Raw genomic sequence first — 19,550 nt, forward strand, 5'->3', positions numbered from 1 at the left:
CGGCCGGGCAAAGCCCGCTCCGCGGGTGCACGGGCATGGCCTGCTCCGCGGCCTTCGGCGCGTGTCAGCCCCGTAGGGTGTGCACGCGGAGGAACCTCTCCGGAGCTGTTCGCTACTGGGCAGCTTCCCCGAAACCCCCACCCCCAGGCGTGTCGATCTCGAAGATATCGCCGGTCAGCAGGTCGGCACGCGCCGCATGATCGAGCTGTTCCACGCGCCCATCGGTGCGGATCACGCGGGCGCGGCCCGGTGCGCCGGGTTGCCCACCTGCCAGCCCGAAGGCGGGATACCGCCAGCCATTGGCCAGTAGCGATACCGTCATGGGTTCCAAGAACCGCAGCGTGCGTGTGCCGCCATTCCCACCATGCCAGCGGCCTTTCCCGCCAGATCCCTCGCGGATGGAGTAGCCCTCCAGCCGCACCGGAAAGCGCAGTTCCAGGATTTCCGGGTCGGTCAGCCGCGAGTTGGTCATATGGGTCTGAACGACTGAGGTGCCGTCGAAGCCGCCGGTCTGCGCGCCATGGGCATCGAATCTGGCGCCAGAGCCCGACCCTCCGGAAATGGTCTCGTAGTATTGGTGGCGTTCGTTGCCGAAGGTGAGGTTGTTCATGGTGGGCTGGCTGCCCGCCAACACGCCCAGCGCGCCATAGATGGCATTGGTGACGCAGCTCGAAGTCTCGACATTGCCAGCGACCACGGCGGCCGGATAACGCGGATTGAGCATGGAGCCCTCGGGGACGATCAGCGTGAGCGGCTTGAGGCCGCCGGCATTCATCGGAATATCGTCATCCAACAGCGTACGGAATACATAGAGCACGGCAGCCGTGGTCACGGCGCGCGGCGCATTGAAGTTGTTTGGCAACTGGGCAGAGCTGCCGCTGAAGTCCAGCGTGGCGCTGCGCGCGGCGTGGTCCACGGACAGCGTCACCGACACCTGGGCGCCATTGTCCAGGTGCACGGTGAAGCGCCCGTCGTGCAGCCGTCCTATGGCGCGGCGCACGGATTCTTCCGCGTTGTTCTGTACGTGGCGCATGTAGGCGCTCACCACCTCCAGACCGTAGTAGCGCACCATGGCCAGCAGTTCCTCGCGGCCTTTTTCGTTGGCGGCGATCTGAGCCTGCAGATCGGCGATGTTCTGTTCCACATTGCGCACGGGATGGCGCGCTCCGGTCAGCAGCGCGCGCAATGCATCCTCACGGAATTCACCGTTCTCCACCAGCACGAAGTCCGTGATCAGCACACCCTCGTCCTCGATGGTGCGCGAATCCGGCGGCATCGAGCCCGGCGTCAAGCCGCCAATATCGGCATGGTGGCCGCGCGAGCCTACGTAGAAGAGAACCTGGGAGCCCGCCTCATCGAACACGGGCGTGATCACGGTGACGTCGGGCAGGTGCGTGCCGCCTGCATAGGGATTGTTGAGCGCGTAAACACTGCCCGGCCGCATGGTGCTGCCAAAGCGGTCCATCACGGCGCGCACGCTGGCCCCCATGGAGCCCAGGTGCACGGGGATGTGGGGCGCGTTGGCCACCAGTTCGCCATCGGTGTCGAAGATCGCGCAGGAGAAGTCCAGCCGTTCCTTGATGTTGACGGAGTGCGCGGTGTTCTGCAGGCGCCAGCCCATCTGCTCGGCGACCGACATGAAGAGGTTGTTGAAAATTTCCAGCATCACCGGATCGGCCTCAGTACCAATGGCCCGCCGTTCCGTACGGGGCAGATAGCGCTCCAACAGCAGATTGCCGCTGGCCGTCGCCGTGGCGCGCCAGCCCGCATCGACCACCGTGGTGGCATTGGCATCGGTAATGATGGCCGGCCCGTCGACGGCGTCGCCCGCGCGCAGGTGCTCGGCACGGTACAGCGGCGCGGTACCCTGGCTCGCGCCGTGGAAAGCGACGTGGTCCAGAGGCTGCAGGCTGGTGCCTGCCTCGCGGAGAGGGCGCTCGAAATGTGCGGTCTCTCCGGCTCGGCCATCGCCTGCCGTGGCCTCGGCGACGACGGAGTCGATCACCAAAGGCCGGCCTGGCATCAGGAAGGCAAAGCGCTGACGGTAGGCACTCTCGAAGGCCGTTACCATGCCGGCAGTTTCTCCCAGCGGGACGGGAAGCGCCGTATCAGTGCCCTCATAGCGCAGGTAAAGGCGCTGCACCACGCGGATGCTGGCCCCCGGGTTGCCCTGTGCTTCAAGCTCGGCCCGCGCAAGGCCGGTCACCTCCGCCAGCACGGCGCGCGCGGTGGCCTCGCCTTCCGCGTCCAGGCGCCGCTCGATGGAGCGCTCGCGCACCGCCGTCGATACCGCCAATCCCATGCCATACGCGGAAAGCACGCCCGCCAGCGGATGTGCCAGTACGCGTGGCATGGCCAGCGCGTCGGCCACGGCGCAGGCATGCTGCCCGCCGGCGCCGCCAAAGGTGGTCAGCGTGTAGTTCGTCACGTCATAGCCGCGCTGCACGGAAATGCGTTTGATCGCATTGGCCATGTTGCCCACGGCGATTTCCAGGAAACCTTCGGCGAGTGCCTCGGGCGTCGTGGCGGTACCGGTGGCTTGCGAGACTTCTTCGGCCATGCGGGCAAAGCGCTGGCGCACCACTTCGGCGTCCAGGGGCTGGTCACCATTCGGGCCAAACACCGAAGGAAAATGAGAGGGCTGTATGCGGCCCAGCAGCACGTTCGCGTCGGTCACCGTGAGTGGGCCGCCGCGCCGGTAGCTGGCTGGCCCGGGGTTGGCGCCCGCCGATTCCGGCCCCACGCGCAGGCGGGTGCCGTCAAAGCGCAAGATGGAGCCGCCGCCTGCGGCCACGGTGTGGATGCTCATCATGGGGGCGCGCAGGCGCACACCGGCCACGAGCGTATCGAAAGCCCGCTCATACTCACCGGCGTAGTGCGACACATCGGTGGAAGTGCCGCCCATGTCAAATCCGATCACGCGGTCATAGCCCGCGGCGGCAGAGACACCCGCCATGCCCACGATGCCGCCCGCTGGGCCGGAGAGCACCGAATCCTTGCCCTGAAAAGCCTGGGCATCGGTCAGCCCGCCGCTGGATTGCATGAACTGCAGCCGCACGCCAGGCAGCTCGGCGGCCACGCGGTCCACGTAGCGGCGCAGCACGGGCGAGAGATAGGCATCAACCACCGTGGTGTCGCCGCGCGCCACGAAGCGTATCAGGGGCGAGATGCGGTGGGAAACGGAGACCTGGGTGTAGCCCAGCTCACGCGCCAGTTCCGCCAGCTGCTCCTCGTGCGCCGGGTTGCGATAGCCGTGCATCAGTGCAATGGCAATGGCCGTGAAGCCCTGTTCGCGTCCTTCCGCCAATGCTGCGCGGGCCTGGGACTCGTCCAGTGGCGTGACCACACTGCCATCCGCCGACAGGCGTTCCTCGATTTCCTGAACGCGGCTGGCGAGTTGCTCGGGCAGCACGATCTCGCGGTCGAACAGGCGGGGGCGGTTCTGGCAGGCGATGCGCAGCGCATCCTTGAAGCCGCGAGTGACCGCCAGCAGCACGCGCTCGCCCTTGCGCTCCAGCAGCGCGTTGGTGGCGACCGTTGTGCCCATGCGCACCACGGCCACGCGTTCGGCAGGCACCGGCTCGCCGGCGGCCAGCCCGAGCAGCCGGCGGATACCTTCTACCGCGGCATCGGGGTACTGCTCGGGGTTTTCAGACAGCAGCTTGGCCGTGGCCAGGGTACCGTCGGGGCGCTGGCCGATCACATCGGTGAAGGTGCCGCCGCGGTCGATCCAGAATTCCCAGGCGCCTTGGGAGATGTCTGCCGAAGTCTTGTCTGTCATAGTGATGAAGCCGCGCGTGCGGCCTGGTCATAGAGCCCCGAAAGCAGGCGCAGGCGGCGGGCCACATCGGAGTGAGAGTCGCCATCGCTCAGTTCCCCCTCGATACCGGCCAGCAGGCAACGGCTGCGAACGTCGCGGAAGCGCTCGATCAGCGCAGCGCCTTCCGCCGTGGTGGAGTACAGCACTTCCTTGCTGGTTTTCTTGCCCTGGATCAAGCCCATGGAGGCGAGTTTCTTCAGTGCGTAGTTGATGACATGCGTGTCCTCGTAGTTGAGGGTGAAGCAGATATCCGCCAGCTTCTTGCCGCGCTCACGGTGGTGTACATGGTGCAGCACCAGAATGTCATTGGATGCCAGCTCAGGTACGCCCGCGGCGGCCATGCAGCGCATGACCCAGCGGCTGAAGGCATTGTGGGCGATGATGAGTCCGAACTCCAGCTCCGACAACTCGGCATGCGGGCCTTTGGCGAGATGGGCGGAGGACAGGATCCGCATCCGCCCGCCATCAGATGGTTCAGTGTCCTTAGTCGCCATCGGCGTCCTCTCCTGCATCGCCGGCAAACAAGCGCTCCTTGGAGGGCGCGATTTCGGTGACCAGATCGCGCACCAGCGCCTTGTTGGGCAGCGGTGCAACCTCGTAGCTCTGGCCGGACTCGATGCGAGCCGTGCATGCATACACCGTCTTGCCATTCAGCCTCATCATGCATTCCTTGCAGGCGTTGGCGTTGATGCATGCATAGCGGAAAGCGAGCGTCTCGTCCTGGTGCGTGCGGACCCAGCGCAGGCCATCAAGCAAGGATGCGGCGGCATTGCCCGGCAGGGTGTATTCATGGATGCGTCCTTGTGCTCCGGCGCCGCCGCGATGCACACGCAACTGTATGGTGTCCTGGTTCATGCGCTGATCTCCTGTGTGCGCTCCGTGGCTTTTGAAGTGGGAAGCAGAGTTTCCAGCCGGCTGACGGGCTGGGTTGACAGCGCGAGGCCGCTCTCACGCAAGGCGATGGTCTGGTTCAACGTCCAGGTCTCATCCTGGCCTGGATAGTCCTCTCGTTGATGCGCGCCCCGGCTTTCCTTGCGAGCCAGTGCGCTGAGGGCGACCGCCTCCGCTACCAGCAGCATGTTGCGCAGATCCAGCGCATCGAGCCGCACGGGATCTTGCGCACCACCACCGGGCAATGCGCCACCCGTGCGTGCTTTCAACGAGACGATGGCCTCTAGCGCACGGCGGATGCCCGCATCTGTGCGGAACGGCCCTACGTCGCGTTGCATCACAGCTTGCAGTTCTTCGATCAGCGCGGCCTGGCTGTGGCCGGTGTTTTCGGCGGCTGGTTCAAGCCACGCCAGCAGAGGCTTGGCCAGCGCATGCAACTCCTCCGGCGAAGGCTGTTCGGGTACCGCTTCGCTCGCAGCCAGGGCCGCCGAGCGTCCCGCGCGCAGGCCGAAGGCCACGGCTTCGGTGATGGCGTTGCCCGACAGGCGGTTGGCACCATTGGCGCCGCCCACGGCCTCGCCTGCGGCAAACAGGCCCGGCACATCCGTGGCCATCTCGGTGTCCACCCGGATGCCGCCCATGTGATAGTGGGCAATGGGCGCCACTTCAATCATCTGCTGCGTGAGATCGATGCCTGCCGCCGCCAGCTTCTTGATGATGGGGCCGAAGGCGGTGCGCAATGTGGCCTCGGGTACGTGGCGGAAGCTGAGGTACGCCCCGCCCGCGGGCGAGCCGCGCCCGGCTTCTACCTCCTTGATGATGGCGTAGGTGGCCGCATCGCGCGTGGTGGTGTAGCGGCCCTCCTCGTTGGCGTTGCCATACCGTTCGACGAACTCCTCGCCATCGCGGTTGAGCAGCTTGCCGCCCAGCTTGTAGCGGAACGGGTCCCACATGATCGGATCGAAACCCACCAGCCGGGGCGCGAGATGACCGATGGGGAAGAACTGCACGAACTCCATATCGAGAAGCTGCGCCCCGGCGCGCAGTGCCAGCGCGAAGCCGTCGCCTCCCATATTGAGCGAGGCGCTGTTGCGCCGGAACAGCCGCGTCAGCCCACCGGTGGCGATGATGGTGGCACCTGCGCGGATGAGCACCGCATCCCCGGTGGTCAGGTGCAGCGCCACGGCGCCAGCGACGCGGCCTTCATGCAGCAGCAGATCCACGATGGCCAGATCGCCCACGCGCTGCACGCCTTGGGTGTGCGCCACTTGCGTGCGCAAGGTCTTGGCCACCGCGGGGCCGGTATTCAGATAGTCCACATACACGCAGCGCGGGCGGTCATGGCCCGGCGCTTGGACCTGGGTCATGTGGCCATCCGCGCGGGCCCAGCCGGCGCCCCAACTGTCGAGCAGGCGGATCGCCTCCACGCCCTCTTCGCAGAGAATGCGCGCAAGCGGTTCGTTGCACAGGCCTCGGCCCGCCTGAAGGGTATCGCGCAGGTGGTGGCTCCAGTGGTCCTCTGTCTGCTCGCCCAGCGCCACCGCCACGGTCATCTGCGCCATGATGGTGGCACCGCCGCGGCCAATCAGGCTGCGGTCGGCCAGCAGCACGCGGCTGCCGGATTGGGCGGCGGCGATGGCTGCGCTCATGCCGGCGCCTCCGGCGCCGATAACCAGCACATCGGTGTCCAGGCTATGAACCGTGTGCGCCTTGGTCGGGAGGGATGGATCGTGGGTCATGGTTGTTTTCGCGGCCTTTACGCCGCTCCGAGATAGGCTTTCTGAACGGCGGGATCGGCGGCCAGATCGGCCGCGCTGCCTTGCAGCACGACATGGCCGTGCTGCAGCACATAGGCGCGGTCGGCCAGCTCCAGCGCGATGCGCGCGTTCTGTTCCACCAGCAATATGGTCTGGCCCGCGGCTTTCCAGCGGAAAAGCACTTCGTATACGGCGTCGACGAATCGGGGCGACAAGCCCATGGAGGGCTCGTCGATGCACACCAGCCGCCCGCGCCGCAGCCAGGCCCGTCCGAGCGCCAGCATCTGCTGCTCGCCTCCGGACAGCGTGCCGGCCGCCTGGTGGCGCCGCTCTGCCAGGCGCGGAAAGGCGGTGAAAACCTCTTCCAGGTCTTCGGCAATGGCGGCTTTTTCCTGGCGCCGCGGATAGGCGCCCATCAGCAGGTTCTCGTGCACCGACATCTCCGGGAACACGCGGCGGCCTTCCGGCACACTGGCGATACCCAGCGCGATGACGTCGGCCGGGAGCAAGCCCTGGATCTCCCGGCCTTCGAGCAGGATCCGCCCTTTGGTGGGCGTGACCAGGCCCAGCACGGACTTCAAGGTGGTGGACTTGCCCGACGCGTTGCCACCGAGCACCGAGACCACCTCGCCGGCATGCACCTCAAGGCTGACGCCATACAGCGCCTGCACGGCGCCATAGTGCACATCGATGGCGTCGATGGTGAGAAGGGGGAATTCGAAGAGCTCATGGCGATGGCGTTTCATTCTTGCGCGCGGACACAGGGGGCGTCCGTCAACCCAGGTGGGCATCCGAGCCCGCGGGCCGGGTGCGCGTGCGGCCGAGATAGGCCTCGACCACTTCGGGATGATCCAAGGCATCCGAGGGCGATCCGGACACCAGCACGCGCCCTTGGTTGAGCACGATGACCCGGTCGGCGATGCGGCGCACCAGCGACAGCTTGTGCTCCACGACCAGCATGCCCAGGGTGGGTTGTTCGGCCCGCAGCTCCAGCAGCAGCTCTGTCAGTTCCGCGGTTTCGCTGGGGTTCATGCCCGCGGCGGGTTCATCCAGCAGCACGTAGCGCGGTTGTGAAGCCAGCACGCGGGCAATTTCCAGGCGCCGCCGATTGGCATAGGACAAGCTGAAGGCTGGTTGGTCGCGGCGCGGCCACAATCGCTCGCCAAAGCGCTTGAGCGCGGCTTCGGTCCGGGCGTCGGCCTCGGCCTGCCTGGCGCGCCAGGAAGACAGGCCCAGCAACTCGCCGGCCACTTCGGTCAGCGGATTGACCAACCCGCCATGGGCGCGGCGCAGCAGCGTACTTTGCGTGCCCAGGCGCACGCTGTCCCAGACGGTGAGTGCGGGAAACACCCGCGAAGTCTGGAAGGTGCGGCCAAGGCCCCGGCGGGCAATGCGCTCCGGGGCCAAACCATGGATGGACTGGCCATCGAGGAGAACGCTGCCGGCGTTGGGTTTTTCCACGCCGCTGAGCAGTTGGATCAGTGTCGATTTTCCGGCCCCGTTGGGACCGACCAGCGCCACTGTTTCACCTGGAGCCAGTGTAAAGCTCACGTCGTCCACGGCTTTCACGCCGCTGAAATGGCGGCTGAGTCCCTGTACCTGCAGGCCTTGGGGCGAAGTTTTTCCAGAGGTCTGCATGGTCAGCGCGCTCCCAGCAAGCCATGGGGGCGCAGGCGCAGCATCAGCAAAAGCGCTACCCCGTAGGCGATCATGCGCCACTCGGCGAAAGGCCGCAGCAGCTCCGGCAGCAGTGTCAGCACAAACCCCGCCAGCGCGGCACCGGTCAGGTTGCCCAGTCCGCCCAGCACGGCAAGAGTCAACAGAAGGATCGAAGCGCTGACGGTGAAACTCTCGGGGCTCACCACGCTCTGCACATAGGCGAACAGTCCGCCTGCCGCGCCCGCCAGCACGCCCGACAATGCAAAGCCCAGAAGAATGTAGCGGCGCACTGGCAACCCAATCGCATGGGCCGCTAACCGGTCCTCCCGGATACCGCGCCAGACCCTTCCCACGCCGGAATTAAGCAACCGCTGGGCCAGTGCCAGCACGACGGCCACCACCGCGGCGATCAGCCAGAATTTCTGCGTCAGCGTGGATAGTGTTACACCGCCCAGCAGTGCCAGCTTGGGTGCCGGGATCCCGATGAAACCCATAGGGCCACGCGTCACGTCCAGCCAGGTCATGAAGACCAGATAACCGATTTGCCCCACCGCCAGCGTCCCCAGCGCGGCCGTATGGCCGCTGAGCTTGAGCAGGGGCAGCGCGGCCACCATGGCCACCAGGGCCGTCACGGCCGCGGCGCCCAGCAGCGCAGCTTCGGCTGACCAGCCGTGGCTGCGCGCCAGAATGCCCACCGCATAGGCGCCTACGCCGTAGAACGCCATATGGCCGATCGAAAGAATGCCCAGCGAACCCGAAACGAGCGTCACGCTGGACACGAGCAGCGCGAAGATCATGGCGTAGGCCACCGCCTGCAATACGTAAGCGCTGCTCACCGCCAGCGGCAGCAGCGCGAGTACCGCCCCAGCGGCCAGAAAGCCCCAGGGCGGCAGCTCCCAGACCCGCTCCACCCGGCGCTGGCTGGAAGAAGAGGCCAGCACGCTGGTGCTGGGCATGGCGCCAGACGCGCCTCCTGCGCCACCCAGCGCCTCCAGCCGGCGGTCACCCAGCAGGCCCTGAGGCCTGAACACCAGGAACACCAGCACCAGGGTGTAGGCCACCAGGTCGCGATAGCCCTCGCCCACATAGGCGCTCGCCAGCGTTTCAACGATCCCCAGCAACAGGCCGCCCAGCACGGCCCCGGGCGTGCTGGTCAGCCCGCCCAGCAGCGCCGCGGCAAAGCCCTTGAGGCCGTAGGGCAAGCCCATCTGCGGAAAGACGCTCTTGAAATACAAGGCCACCAGAATGCCGCTGATGGCGCCCAAGGCGCCGGCCAGTCCGAAGGCCAGGCGTTTGACATCAGCCGTGCGCACGCCCAGTTGCGCGGCCGCATCGCGATCCTGCGCCGTGGCGCGCAATGTGCGGCCCAGCCACGAACGTGACAGGAACAGGGTCAGCGCCACGGTGGCCACCAGGCCGAAACCGAAGATCATCAGGTCGGTGCTGGTCACGTAGGCCGCGCCGAAGAAGAAGGTGGTCTCCTCGAACGGAACGGGAAAGGCTTGCCCCTCGGGCGACCAGATGATCTCGGCCAACTGATCAATGATGAGGCTGATCGCCAATGTGGACAGCACCGGGGCGATATAGGGCGCGTTCTCCAGCGGTCGCAGGGCCAGCCGCTCCAGCAGCATGCCCAGCAGCGTGACTGCCACCACCGAGAGCACTGCCGCGGCCGCCAGCGGCAGGTGCAGCACCGTCACACCGGTAAAGGCAATGAAGGCGCCCAGCATGAACAGGGCGCCTTGCGCAAAGTTGATCAGGTTGGCGACACCGAAGACCAAGGAAAAGCCCAGCGCGATCAGTGCGTAGACCTGCCCTATGGCCAGACCGTTGACGATCTGGCTGATGAAAAGTTCAAGCACGGGGAGTCCTCACGGAAAGCGCTCGCGAGAAAATCACTTCTCTAACAAATGGAACGCGCCGTCGCGCACCATCAGGAAGGTCGGATCCTTCTTGACGTTGCCGTTCTCGAACTTGGACACGCCCGTCACACCCTGGTAGGCCGGCCCATTGGCCAGCTCATCACGCACGGCCTGGCCCGTCAGCGGCTTGCCCGACTGCACCACACGGCGAATCGCGGCCACGCTCACACCGGCTGCGTCGTAGGCCAGAGCGGCAAACTGATCGGGCAGCTTGTTGTATTTGGCCTTGTAGGCATCCACAAAAGCCTTCTTGGAGGGATCACCCGGGAAGAAGAGGCTGTGCACCACCGTACCTTCGGCTGCCTTGCCTGCCAGCTCGATGAACTTGGGTGAAGTCAGCGGAATACCGCCCCCCACAGGAATATTCACACCGGCCTGGCGCAATTGCTGGAGAAAGATCGAAGCTTCCTGATAGGGCAGGGCGAGGAACACGCCATCCGGCTTGGCGGCCTTGATCTTGCTGATCAGCGGCCTGAAATCCTTGGCGCCGGGAATCACGGCTTCTGTCAGAAGCACCTTGCCACCATCCTTTTCGATGGAAGCAGAAGTCGCCTTGACGGTGAAGACACCCCAATCGTCCTGAGAGTAAGGAATGACGATGCGGTTGGCCTTGAGCTTCTTGTGGATCGTGTCCGCGTTGTATTGCGCCAGCACGTCGTCCGTGTTGTTCTGGCGAAACTGATACGGGCTCTGGCGGCTGTAATCGGGGTGCGATGAAGTGGGGCTGATCTGGGCGATCTTGGCCTCCGCGAAGATCGGGGCCGCGGCCATCGAGGCGGTGGTGGACCATGAGCCGATCGCCAGCACCACGCCCGGCGTGGCGACGATCTTGCGTGCGACCGTGGCCGCTTCCTGGGGTGAATTGCGGTCATCTTCCACGACCAGCTTCACGGGCCGGCCGTTGATCCCGCCATCCGCGTTGACCTTGTCCAGGAACAGGTCGATCGCGTTCTTGGTGCTGGCGCCGTATTCGGCAAAGTTGCCCGAAAGATGGGTGAACAGGCCCACGCTGATGGGATCAGCAGCCTGTGAAGGGGCAGCGAAGGCCACGGCCAGCGAAGCGACCGTGAGGATCTGAGGGAGGCGGTTGGGCATGATCATCCAGGGAAGGAATGTTTTCAGAGGCCTTATGTTGAGGTTTTATCAACAAAACGACAACGTTTTTTTATAAATATCCATATATGAAATTCAATTGAATCATGCGTAATTCGTTCTTTGAAGACGCTCTTGGCTTCCCCTCCAGGGGCGTCATTCCTAGCTCGAATCCATCAGCAGGGGGCGGCCAGGCAAGTCAGCTGGACTCCTGTTTTCGCCAGCCTCGGAAAAATCAACCCCGAACGGTTTCGGAAAAAATTTCCCACCGGTTACCGGCTTTGCGCCAGTACTGCCGCAGCGACAGAGGTTTACCGGCACGTTTGCTGCTCACCTGCAGGTCTACGATCCGGATCTCGCCCTTTGCATCTTTCCAGGCGTAGACGGATATGTTCTTCATTGCGGCTTCGGGCCGCTGAAAATGTTCGCCTATGCGATTGCCGGAAAGGCTTTCGAGAGGATGGGGCGAATACAGCTTGGCGAGCGCCTGCTGGTCTGCTCTTTTCCAGGCTTGCTGCCAGGTATCCATGACGCTGAGAAAAGGGTCGACGCCGGGGTGGGCCGCTTTCTCCGGCTGAGCCGTCCATTGAATCTTGTCGCGGATCAGAACAGGGGTCTGACGATCGACTGTCTTCATCAGCGAGATCAAATCAGGGTTAGCCAGGACCACGCAGCCATCGCTGGCCTCAGGAAGGCGCGCGAACTGATCTGGCGGGGAACCGTGCAGCCAAATGCCGTCGCCCGATCGCCCGACGGATTTATCCCACTCGTTGGGATAGTTCATGGTGAGGGCGCCCTTGCCGTAGAACTCCGGCAGCCTGGGTCCCGGAATCTGGCGGCCGATGAAATACACGCCTTCCGGCGTACGCTGATCACCCTCCAGGGCTTTGCCTGTTCCCAGCTTGCCCACGGAAATATAGTAGTCGGCCTTCAAGCGCAGCTTACCGCCCTCATTGGAGAAAAGATAAAGCCGCGATCTGCTGGCATCAATGGCCATGGCGTACCGTACGGACGCTCCAAGCTGCGTGAATTCGTGCGGCACGCTGCCAGCCGGTGGTGAGGCATTGGCGCTTTGCACCCGGCGCCGGAGTTCATCGCGCAGGCCGCGCAATTGCACCTGCCAATCCTGGGCGCTGGCGTCGGGGGCCGGTGAAGCGGCCGCAGGCGAAGGGACGCTGTACTTGACAAGCACTTCCTTCACGGGAGGGTGCCTGCCGGCCGCCGAGGTATGCTGGGCGGGGCTGTTGAGGACGGGAGCGGCCAATACAGGCTTGCCTGTTTTGAAGCGCAATAGATCGGCGTAGACCAACTGAGCCGCTTGAAAGTTGGGCACGTCTGCGGTCAGTTTCGCCGCGGCTTGCAGTGCCGCGTCGAGCTGCTTGCCTTCGATCAATTCGATCACGCCAAGCAGCCTTGCTTCGGCGTTGTTCGGCAGGGGTTGCGAGCGGTTTTTTGGGATTACTGCAGTGGCGGCCGTTGCTGCGGCAACGGCTTTTTCGCGCGGCTGCGCGATTTTGCTGCCGATTTGGAGGCGGATTTTGCCGATGACTTGACCGCGGCTTTGGGCTTCCTGTCCTTCCCCACGGCCGCTTGGGCAGGAGCGATGAAGACCGCTCCCATGGTAATGGCGGTGGCGGCCACTACTGCTTGCCAAAGCTGCTTGCGAAGAAACATAGCCCGAAATTACCTGTTACCCGACCATGCCCGCGCATAGGCAAAGCGAAAAGTGAGAGAGATTAGCAGACTTAGCCGCCGGTAGTTTCCCTCAAGATCTTCCAGTGCCCCTTCTCGCGTTGCAAGGCCAAGGTCTTTCTCGTGGTGGTTTTGAGGCTTCCCGCGGCATAGTTCTGGCGGAACTGGGCGGTGGCCTGCTCGCCATTGACCTTCACCTGCAGATTGCGCAGCGACACCGAGATGCTGTTCTTGCCCACGATACGCACGCGGCGAGCCTCTTTCCATTGGGGCAGGCTGGAGCCATCCGCAGGCGTGAACTTGTCGCTATAGGCATCCAGATAGCGCTGCATGTCTTGCTTTTCCCAGGCGGCGGCCCAGGCGTTGACAGCGGACTCCACCTCCGAGGCAGCTTGCTGAGCAGCCGATTTGGACGGCGCTTCAGGCGGTGGTTTTGCCGCGGGCGCAGCCGGCGCTGACGCGGGAGCTGGCGCAGGCTTGGACGCATTGACCTCGGCTTTGGCGACGGTCTTGGGTTCGGCTTTGGGCTCGGGCTTCGCTTCTGTCTTGGATTCGGGCTTGGCCTCTACCTTGGGCGCAGGCTTCGCCTCCACTTTGGGGGCCGGAAGCACTTCCACCTTGGGCTCAGGCTTCGTTTCCGCTTTGAGCTCCGGCTTGGGTGCAGGCTTGCTTTCAGGTTTCGGTTCGGGCTTGGGCTCGGGTGCTTTGTTCTTGAGCGCTGGGGCCGGGGGAGCTGCGGCAGGTGCTGAAGGCGCACCCGCCTCAGCTACCAGTGTTTTGCCGGCAGCTTGCTGCAGCGGTGTGAGCTGCGTGATCAAGGCGAGCTTGGGACGAAGTCCTTGCCTGGATTCATCCAACTGGAGTGCTTTGGCGTACGCCTCGCTGGCCATGCGTGCGTAGAGATCACCCAGATTCTCGTGGGCTGTGGTGTAGCTGGGGTTGGTCCGGATGGCTTGCTCAAGCGCTTCGGCGGCCTTGCGCTCCTGCCCTTCAGCTGCATACAACACCGCGAGGTTGTTGTAGGGCTCAGGCATGCTCGGATACTCACGGGTCAGTGCCGAGAATATCTTGATCGCCTGTGCATTCTGTTTTTGCTCCGTGGCGATCACACCCCGCAAAAAGCGCATCTCCACATCGTTCGGGTTTTGCTTGAGATAACCATCCGCCTGTTTGGCAGCCTGGTCAGCCTTTCCCTGGTCGAGCAATTGGCCTACTTCATCCGCCACGCGCGCAGCGAACGCGGGCAGGTTGCAAAGGGAAATGCCGCAGCCCACAAGTATGGCGAGCATGACGCGGGAGAAACGCGAAGGGTGTGGCGAGAGGTGTGAACTGGCGCGATCGCGCTCACAGGACATGGCTTGGGACGCAATCAGCATGTGGCGTTCTTCTCTATGCAGTGAATGGACGGGCAATAGCCTGGAACGTGAACACGTTTCCTGGAGACGCTTCACCCAATTTCGACCGATAGATTCCTGTGCGCCTGCGGTCGAGAGCCGACTCATTATATAGACGCACGTCACTGGCCGGCAGCTTCGCCGGGCTGTATTCGGAGGCGGTGCAAAGCCCGAAACAACGGGCCTTTTAAGGTCCGGCGTTACGTTACGCCAGCCGTAGCACTCCGCGTAACGTCGCGCGTAACACGCGGTCCCCAAGCTCTTGACGTTACTGGCGGTTACTGATCGTCATGGAAAAAATCAATGTAAATCAATGAGTTAGAAGTCGGCTGACAAATTATCAAAGATTCTCATACTTTGGCATACATATTGCGTTGATGTTGTCCAGACGAGCTTTCCGGCACCTGCCGTGGCTTGCCGAATGATCTTCTAACTCATCTGGAAAGTACACATGACGACCTCTGCAACACAACCTTCTTCCGTTACGGTCGCGCAGTTGGGCGCTACGAAGACGGACTCCAGTGCTTCCGCTGCTGGCGCCGGTGCCGGTGCCGGTGCTGCAGCGGCTTCCGGTGCCAAGGCTGCGCCGGCGGTGATTTCCGAAGCTTCCCCAGGTGTACAGATCGTTCGCAATGGGCAGCCGATCGCCGCCGAAGCGGGTGCTCAACTGCAATTTGGCGACAAGATCATGGTTCCCGAGAATGGCAGTGCCAAGGCGGTATTTACCGGCGACGGCGGCCAGAAGCTGGTGGGTACGTTCGCAGGGGGCACCGAAGCCACGGTGAGTTCCCGCGAATCAAACGATGGCGGTGGCGCCGTGGTGTTGGATCTTGCTTCCGGGAATGTGGATGTGGCGCCGGCCAGCGATTCGGATGCAGTCGGCCTGGTGGTTACCAAGGAATCTGCTGACGCGGGTGGCTCGGCACTGGGTGATTTTCTGCTGGCAGGTCTTGTCGGCCTGGGCGCAGGCGCGCTGATTGCCTCCACTGGGGGCGACGATGATGATGATGACAACTCTCCGAGGCCGACGGAGCCCACGGACAGCACGGATCCGACGGACAACACTAATCCAACGGACAACACTAATCCAACGGACAACACCAATCCGACGGATAACACCAATCCAACGGACAACACCAACCCAACAGACAACACCAATCCGACGGACAACACCAACCCAACAGACAACACCAATCCGACGGATAACACCAATCCGACGGATAACACCAATCCGACGGATAACACCAATCCGACGGATAACACCAACCCAACAGACAATACCAATCCGACGGATAACACCAATCCAACGGACAACACCAATCCAACGGACAACACCAATCCGACGGATAACACCAACCCAACAGACAATACCAATCCGACGGATAACACCAATCCAACGGACAACACCAATCCAACGGACAACACCAATCCAACGGACAACACCAATCCGACGGATAACACCAATCCGACGGATAACACCAACCCAACAGACAATACCAATCCGACGGATAACACTAATCCGACGGATAACACCAACCCAACAGACAATACCAATCCGACGGATAACACTAATCCAACGGACAACACGAATCCGACGGATAACACCAACCCAACAGACAACACCAATCCGACGGACAACACCGATCCCACGGATGGAAGCCATGGCCTGGTGACGTCGGTTCAGGAGCTGGTAGATCATCTGCTGGATGGCACGGTGGCGGCGCCGGTGATCGACCTGATCAATTCGCTGGTCGACCCCGAAAACAGCACGTTGTCATCCGTGACCAGCGTGCTGGAAAATCTCACTGACACCGAGGGCGCCCTGGGCGCGCTGACGGAACTGGTGGATGCGCTGGTCAATACCAACAATGAAGCGCTGGATCCCCTGATCGACACCTTGAACGGTCTGCTCACCGGACTCTCGGATACTTCCGGCGGCGGCAGCTTGCAGGATCTCGTCAATGACGTGGTGGGCGGCCTGCTGGGTGAGGGCGGACTGGGTGGTTTGCTGGGCGGTTTGCTCACGGGCGGCAGTTCCGGCGGCGGTGAAGGCGAGGGCCTCATCACCACCGTGCAGGATGTAGTCGACCACGTGGCCGGCGGCACCGTGGCCGAACCGGTGGCCCATCTGATCAACGCCCTGGTGAACCCCTCCACCGGTACGCTCTCCGCAGTGACCGGCGCGCTGGAAGCTCTAACCACCGCCGATGGCGGCCCGCTGGGTGTGTTGACTGAACTGGTCGATGGGTTGACCAACGTGCAAGGTGAAGCCCTGGAACCTCTGGTTGACGCCCTGAACGCCCTCATCGGTGGCCTGGCTGAAGCCGGTGATGGTGCAGGCGGCCTGCAGGAGGTGGTGGAGTCCGTGTTTGGTGACGACGGCCTCCTGGGCGGCCTATTGGGCGAAGATGGCCTGCTGGCCGGCGTCGGCGATCTGCTGGGCGGCCTGCTGGGTGGCGGTTTGGGCGGTGGCGGTGGTAGCGGCGGTGAGGGCGAGGGCCTGATCACCACCGTGCAGGATGTGGTCGACCACGTGGCTGGCGGCACCGCAGTTGAACCGGTGGCCAACCTGATCAACGCCCTGGTCAACCCCTCCACCGGCACACTTTCCGAAGTGACCGGCGCGCTGGAAGCGCTGACCGCCGTCGATGGCGGCCCATTGGGCGTGCTGACCGAGCTGGTCGATGGGTTGACCAACGTGCAAGGTGAAGCACTGGAACCGTTGATCGAAACTCTGAATGCGCTCATCGGCGGCCTGTCGGAAGGCGGCGAGGGTGGTCTGCAGGAGCTCGTCGCCTCCGTGTTGGGCGAAGACGGCCCGCTTGGCGGTCTGTTGGGTGACGATGGCCCGTTGGCCGGCGTCGGCGATCTGCTGGGTGGCTTGTTGGGTGGCGGCTTGGGCGGTGGCGGCGGTGAAGGCGAAGGCCTGATCACCACTGTGCAGGATGTGGTCGACCACGTGGCTGGCGGCACCGCAGTTGAACCGGTGGCCGACTTGATCAACGCCCTGGTGAATCCTTCCACCGGCACGCTTTCGGCAGTGACCGGCGCGCTGGAAGCGCTGACCGCCGTCGATGGCGGCCCGCTGGGCGTGCTGACCGAGCTGGTCGATGGGTTGACCAACGTGCAAGGCGAAGCCCTGGAGCCGCTGATCGAAACTCTGAATGCGCTCATCGGCGGCCTGTCGGAAGGCGGAGAGGGCGGTCTGCAAGAGCTTGTCGCCTCTGTGTTGGGAGAAGACGGCATCGTCGGCGGCCTGCTGGGCGATGATGGCCCGCTGGCTGGCGTCGGCGACCTGCTGGGCGGTTTACTGGGTGGTTTGGCCAGCCTGCCTGATGGCGGCACTGGCGACACCGGCGATGGTCTCGTCACCACGGCGCAAGAGGTGGTCGATGGTCTGCTGGGCGGCACGGTGGCCGAGCCCGTCAACCAACTGCTGAACGAGTTGCTTCATCCGAGCGATGGTGCCTTGTCGGTGGTGACGGGCGCCCTGGAGAGTCTGACTGGCGTTGAAGGCGGCCCGCTGGGCGTGCTGACCGAGCTGACCAGCGGCCTGACCCAAGTGCAAGGCGAAGCGCTGGAGCCCGTGCTCAGCACCCTGCATGATCTGATCGCCGGCCTGTCCGGGGCAGAGGGTGGCACTGAGGGGCTCGGCTCCATCGTGGAAGGCGTGCTGGGTGACCACGGCCTGCTCGGCGGGCTGCTGGGCGGCGAAGGCGGTTTACTGTCCGGACTGACCGGTGAAGACGGCCTCCTAGGCGGCCTGCTCGGCGGCAGCGGTTCAGGCAGCGAAGGCGACGGCCTTGTCACCACAGCGCAGGAGGTGGTTGATGGCCTGTTGGGCGGCACAGTGGCTGAACCGGTCAACCAACTGCTGGGCGAGCTTCTCCATCCGAGCGAAGGCGCACTGTCCGTGGTGACAGGCGCCCTGGAAAGCCTGACCAGCGTCGAAGGTGGCCCGCTGGGCGTGCTGACCGAACTGACCAGCGGCTTGACCCAGGTGCAAGGCGAAGGGCTGCAGCCTGTGCTGAGTACCCTGCATGACCTGATCGCCGGTTTGTCGGGCGCAGCAGGTGGCACTGCGGGCCTGGGCTCCATCGTGGAAGGCGTGCTGGGTGACCACGGCCTGCTCGGCGGGCTGCTGGGCGGCGAAGGCGGCTTGCTGTCCGGGTTGACCGGTGAGAGCGGTCTGGTTGGCGGGTTGCTCGGCGGTGAAGGTGGTCTGCTCGGTGGCCTGACCGGTGAGGACGGCCTTGTGGGTGGCCTGCTGGGCGGCGAGGGTGGTTTGCTCTCCGGCGTGACTGGCGAGAACGGCCTGGTCGGCGGCTTGCTTGGTGGCAACGGCGGTCTGCTCGCGGGCCTGACCGGTGAGGACGGCCTTGTGGGAGGCCTGCTGGGCGGTGAGGGTGGTTTGCTCTCCGGCGTGACTGGCGAGAACGGCCTGGTCGGCGGCTTGCTTGGTGGCAACGGCGGTCTGCTCGGTGGCCTGACCGGTGAGGACGGCCTTGTGGGTGGCCTGCTGGGCGGTGAGGGTGGTTTGCTCTCCGGCGTGACTGGCGAGAACGGCCTCGTGGGCGGCCTGTTGGGCGGCAACGGCGGTCTGCTCGCGGGCCTGACCGGTGAGGACGGCCTTGTGGGCGGCCTGCTAGGCGGTGAGGGTGGTCTGCTCTCCGGCGTGACTGGCGAGAACGGCCTCGTGGGCGGCCTGTTGGGCGGCAACGGCGGTCTGCTCGCGGGCCTGACCGGTGAGGACGGCCTTGTGGGCGGCCTGCTAGGCGGTGAGGGTGGTTTGCTCTCCGGCGTGACTGGCGAGAACGGCCTGGTCGGCGGCTTGCTTGGTGGCAACGGCGGTCTGCTCGCAGGCCTGACCGGTGAGGACGGCCTTGTGGGTGGCCTGCTGGGCGACAATGGGTTGCTTAGCGGACTGCTTGGTGCCAACGAGGGCCTCCTGTCAGGCTTGATCGGTGAAGATGGCCTCGTGGATGGCTTGTTGGGCGATCAAGGCGCGGTCAACGGCCTTGTCAACGGTTTGCTGGGAAGCAACGGCCTGATCGGTGGTCTGCTGGGTGGCAACAGTGGCTTGCTGGGTGAGTTGCTCAGCGCCAGCGCTCAAGGGACTGCTGGCAGCACCGTGCTCGCATCCGAGCTCATCCAGAGCATTGCCTCTCCGATCAGCAGCCTGGCCGACGCCACCAGTGATGCAGCGCAATCCCTCCTGACGGACCAACTGCACCACAACCTGGTGGCCTGATCACCGGCTCAACCGCGGCGAATGAACGCCGCGATATCGCCCACGTCGCAACCTCTTTCTCAAGAAGCCGCG

General features: G+C 64.2%; 11 protein-coding genes. 1 reads left to right on the forward strand and 10 read right to left on the reverse strand.

Going from position 1 to position 19,550, the window contains the following annotated elements; all coding sequences use genetic code 11:
• Positions 1-112 precede the first annotated feature (112 nt).
• The 10 genes from WJU18_RS01320 to WJU18_RS01365 all read right to left on the reverse strand — a co-directional run bounded on the left by WJU18_RS01320 (position 113) and on the right by WJU18_RS01365 (position 14,209).
• Positions 113-3,781, reverse strand: coding sequence for a hydantoinase B/oxoprolinase family protein (locus WJU18_RS01320; RefSeq protein ID WP_423458380.1), 3,669 nt, complete (start codon positions 3,779-3,781; stop codon positions 113-115).
• Complete coding sequence (locus tag WJU18_RS01325) at positions 3,778-4,314, reverse strand: winged helix DNA-binding protein (RefSeq protein WP_423458381.1); 537 nt, start codon at positions 4,312-4,314, stop codon at positions 3,778-3,780. The genes WJU18_RS01320 and WJU18_RS01325 overlap by 4 nt, the downstream gene beginning before the upstream one ends.
• A complete protein-coding gene (locus WJU18_RS01330; protein WP_423458382.1) occupies positions 4,304-4,675 on the reverse strand; it encodes a 2Fe-2S iron-sulfur cluster-binding protein in 372 nt (123 codons plus the stop codon). The genes WJU18_RS01325 and WJU18_RS01330 overlap by 11 nt, the downstream gene beginning before the upstream one ends.
• Positions 4,672-6,450, reverse strand: a complete 1,779-nt coding sequence (locus WJU18_RS01335; RefSeq protein WP_423458383.1) for an FAD-binding protein — start codon at positions 6,448-6,450, stop codon at positions 4,672-4,674. The genes WJU18_RS01330 and WJU18_RS01335 overlap by 4 nt, the downstream gene beginning before the upstream one ends.
• Positions 6,451-6,467: 17 nt before the next feature.
• Positions 6,468-7,214 carry an ABC transporter ATP-binding protein gene (locus tag WJU18_RS01340; RefSeq protein WP_423458384.1) on the reverse strand — a complete coding sequence of 249 codons (747 nt, stop codon included), beginning with the start codon at positions 7,212-7,214 and terminating at the stop codon, positions 6,468-6,470.
• A 28-nt stretch (positions 7,215-7,242) separates the two neighbouring features.
• Positions 7,243-8,106 (reverse strand): ABC transporter ATP-binding protein, encoded by an 864-nt coding sequence (locus tag WJU18_RS01345; protein WP_423458385.1) that lies wholly within the window; start codon positions 8,104-8,106, stop codon positions 7,243-7,245.
• Positions 8,107-8,108: 2 nt separating this feature from the next.
• On the reverse strand, positions 8,109-9,989 hold the full coding sequence (locus WJU18_RS01350; protein WP_423458386.1) for an ABC transporter permease: 1,881 nt from the start codon (positions 9,987-9,989) through the stop codon (positions 8,109-8,111).
• Between the two features lie 33 nt (positions 9,990-10,022).
• Entirely contained in the window at positions 10,023-11,144 is a 1,122-nt protein-coding gene (locus WJU18_RS01355) for an ABC transporter substrate-binding protein (RefSeq protein ID WP_423458387.1), read from the reverse strand.
• Between the two features lie 232 nt (positions 11,145-11,376).
• Positions 11,377-12,543 (reverse strand): L,D-transpeptidase family protein, encoded by a 1,167-nt coding sequence (locus WJU18_RS01360; protein ID WP_423458388.1) that lies wholly within the window; start codon positions 12,541-12,543, stop codon positions 11,377-11,379.
• A gap of 343 nt (positions 12,544-12,886) precedes the next feature.
• Positions 12,887-14,209, reverse strand: a complete 1,323-nt coding sequence (locus WJU18_RS01365; protein WP_423458389.1) for a L,D-transpeptidase Cds6 family protein — start codon at positions 14,207-14,209, stop codon at positions 12,887-12,889.
• Positions 14,210-14,678: 469 nt separating this feature from the next.
• Here WJU18_RS01365 and WJU18_RS01370 point away from each other — a divergent pair, with 469 nt between their 5' ends.
• Complete coding sequence (locus WJU18_RS01370; protein WP_423458390.1) at positions 14,679-19,478, forward strand: hypothetical protein; 4,800 nt, start codon at positions 14,679-14,681, stop codon at positions 19,476-19,478.
• The last annotated feature ends 72 nt before the right edge of the window (positions 19,479-19,550 follow it).

The sequence above is a fragment of the Ottowia sp. VDI28 genome (assembly GCF_049532675.1).
Lineage (GTDB): Bacteria > Pseudomonadota > Gammaproteobacteria > Burkholderiales > Burkholderiaceae_C > Ottowia.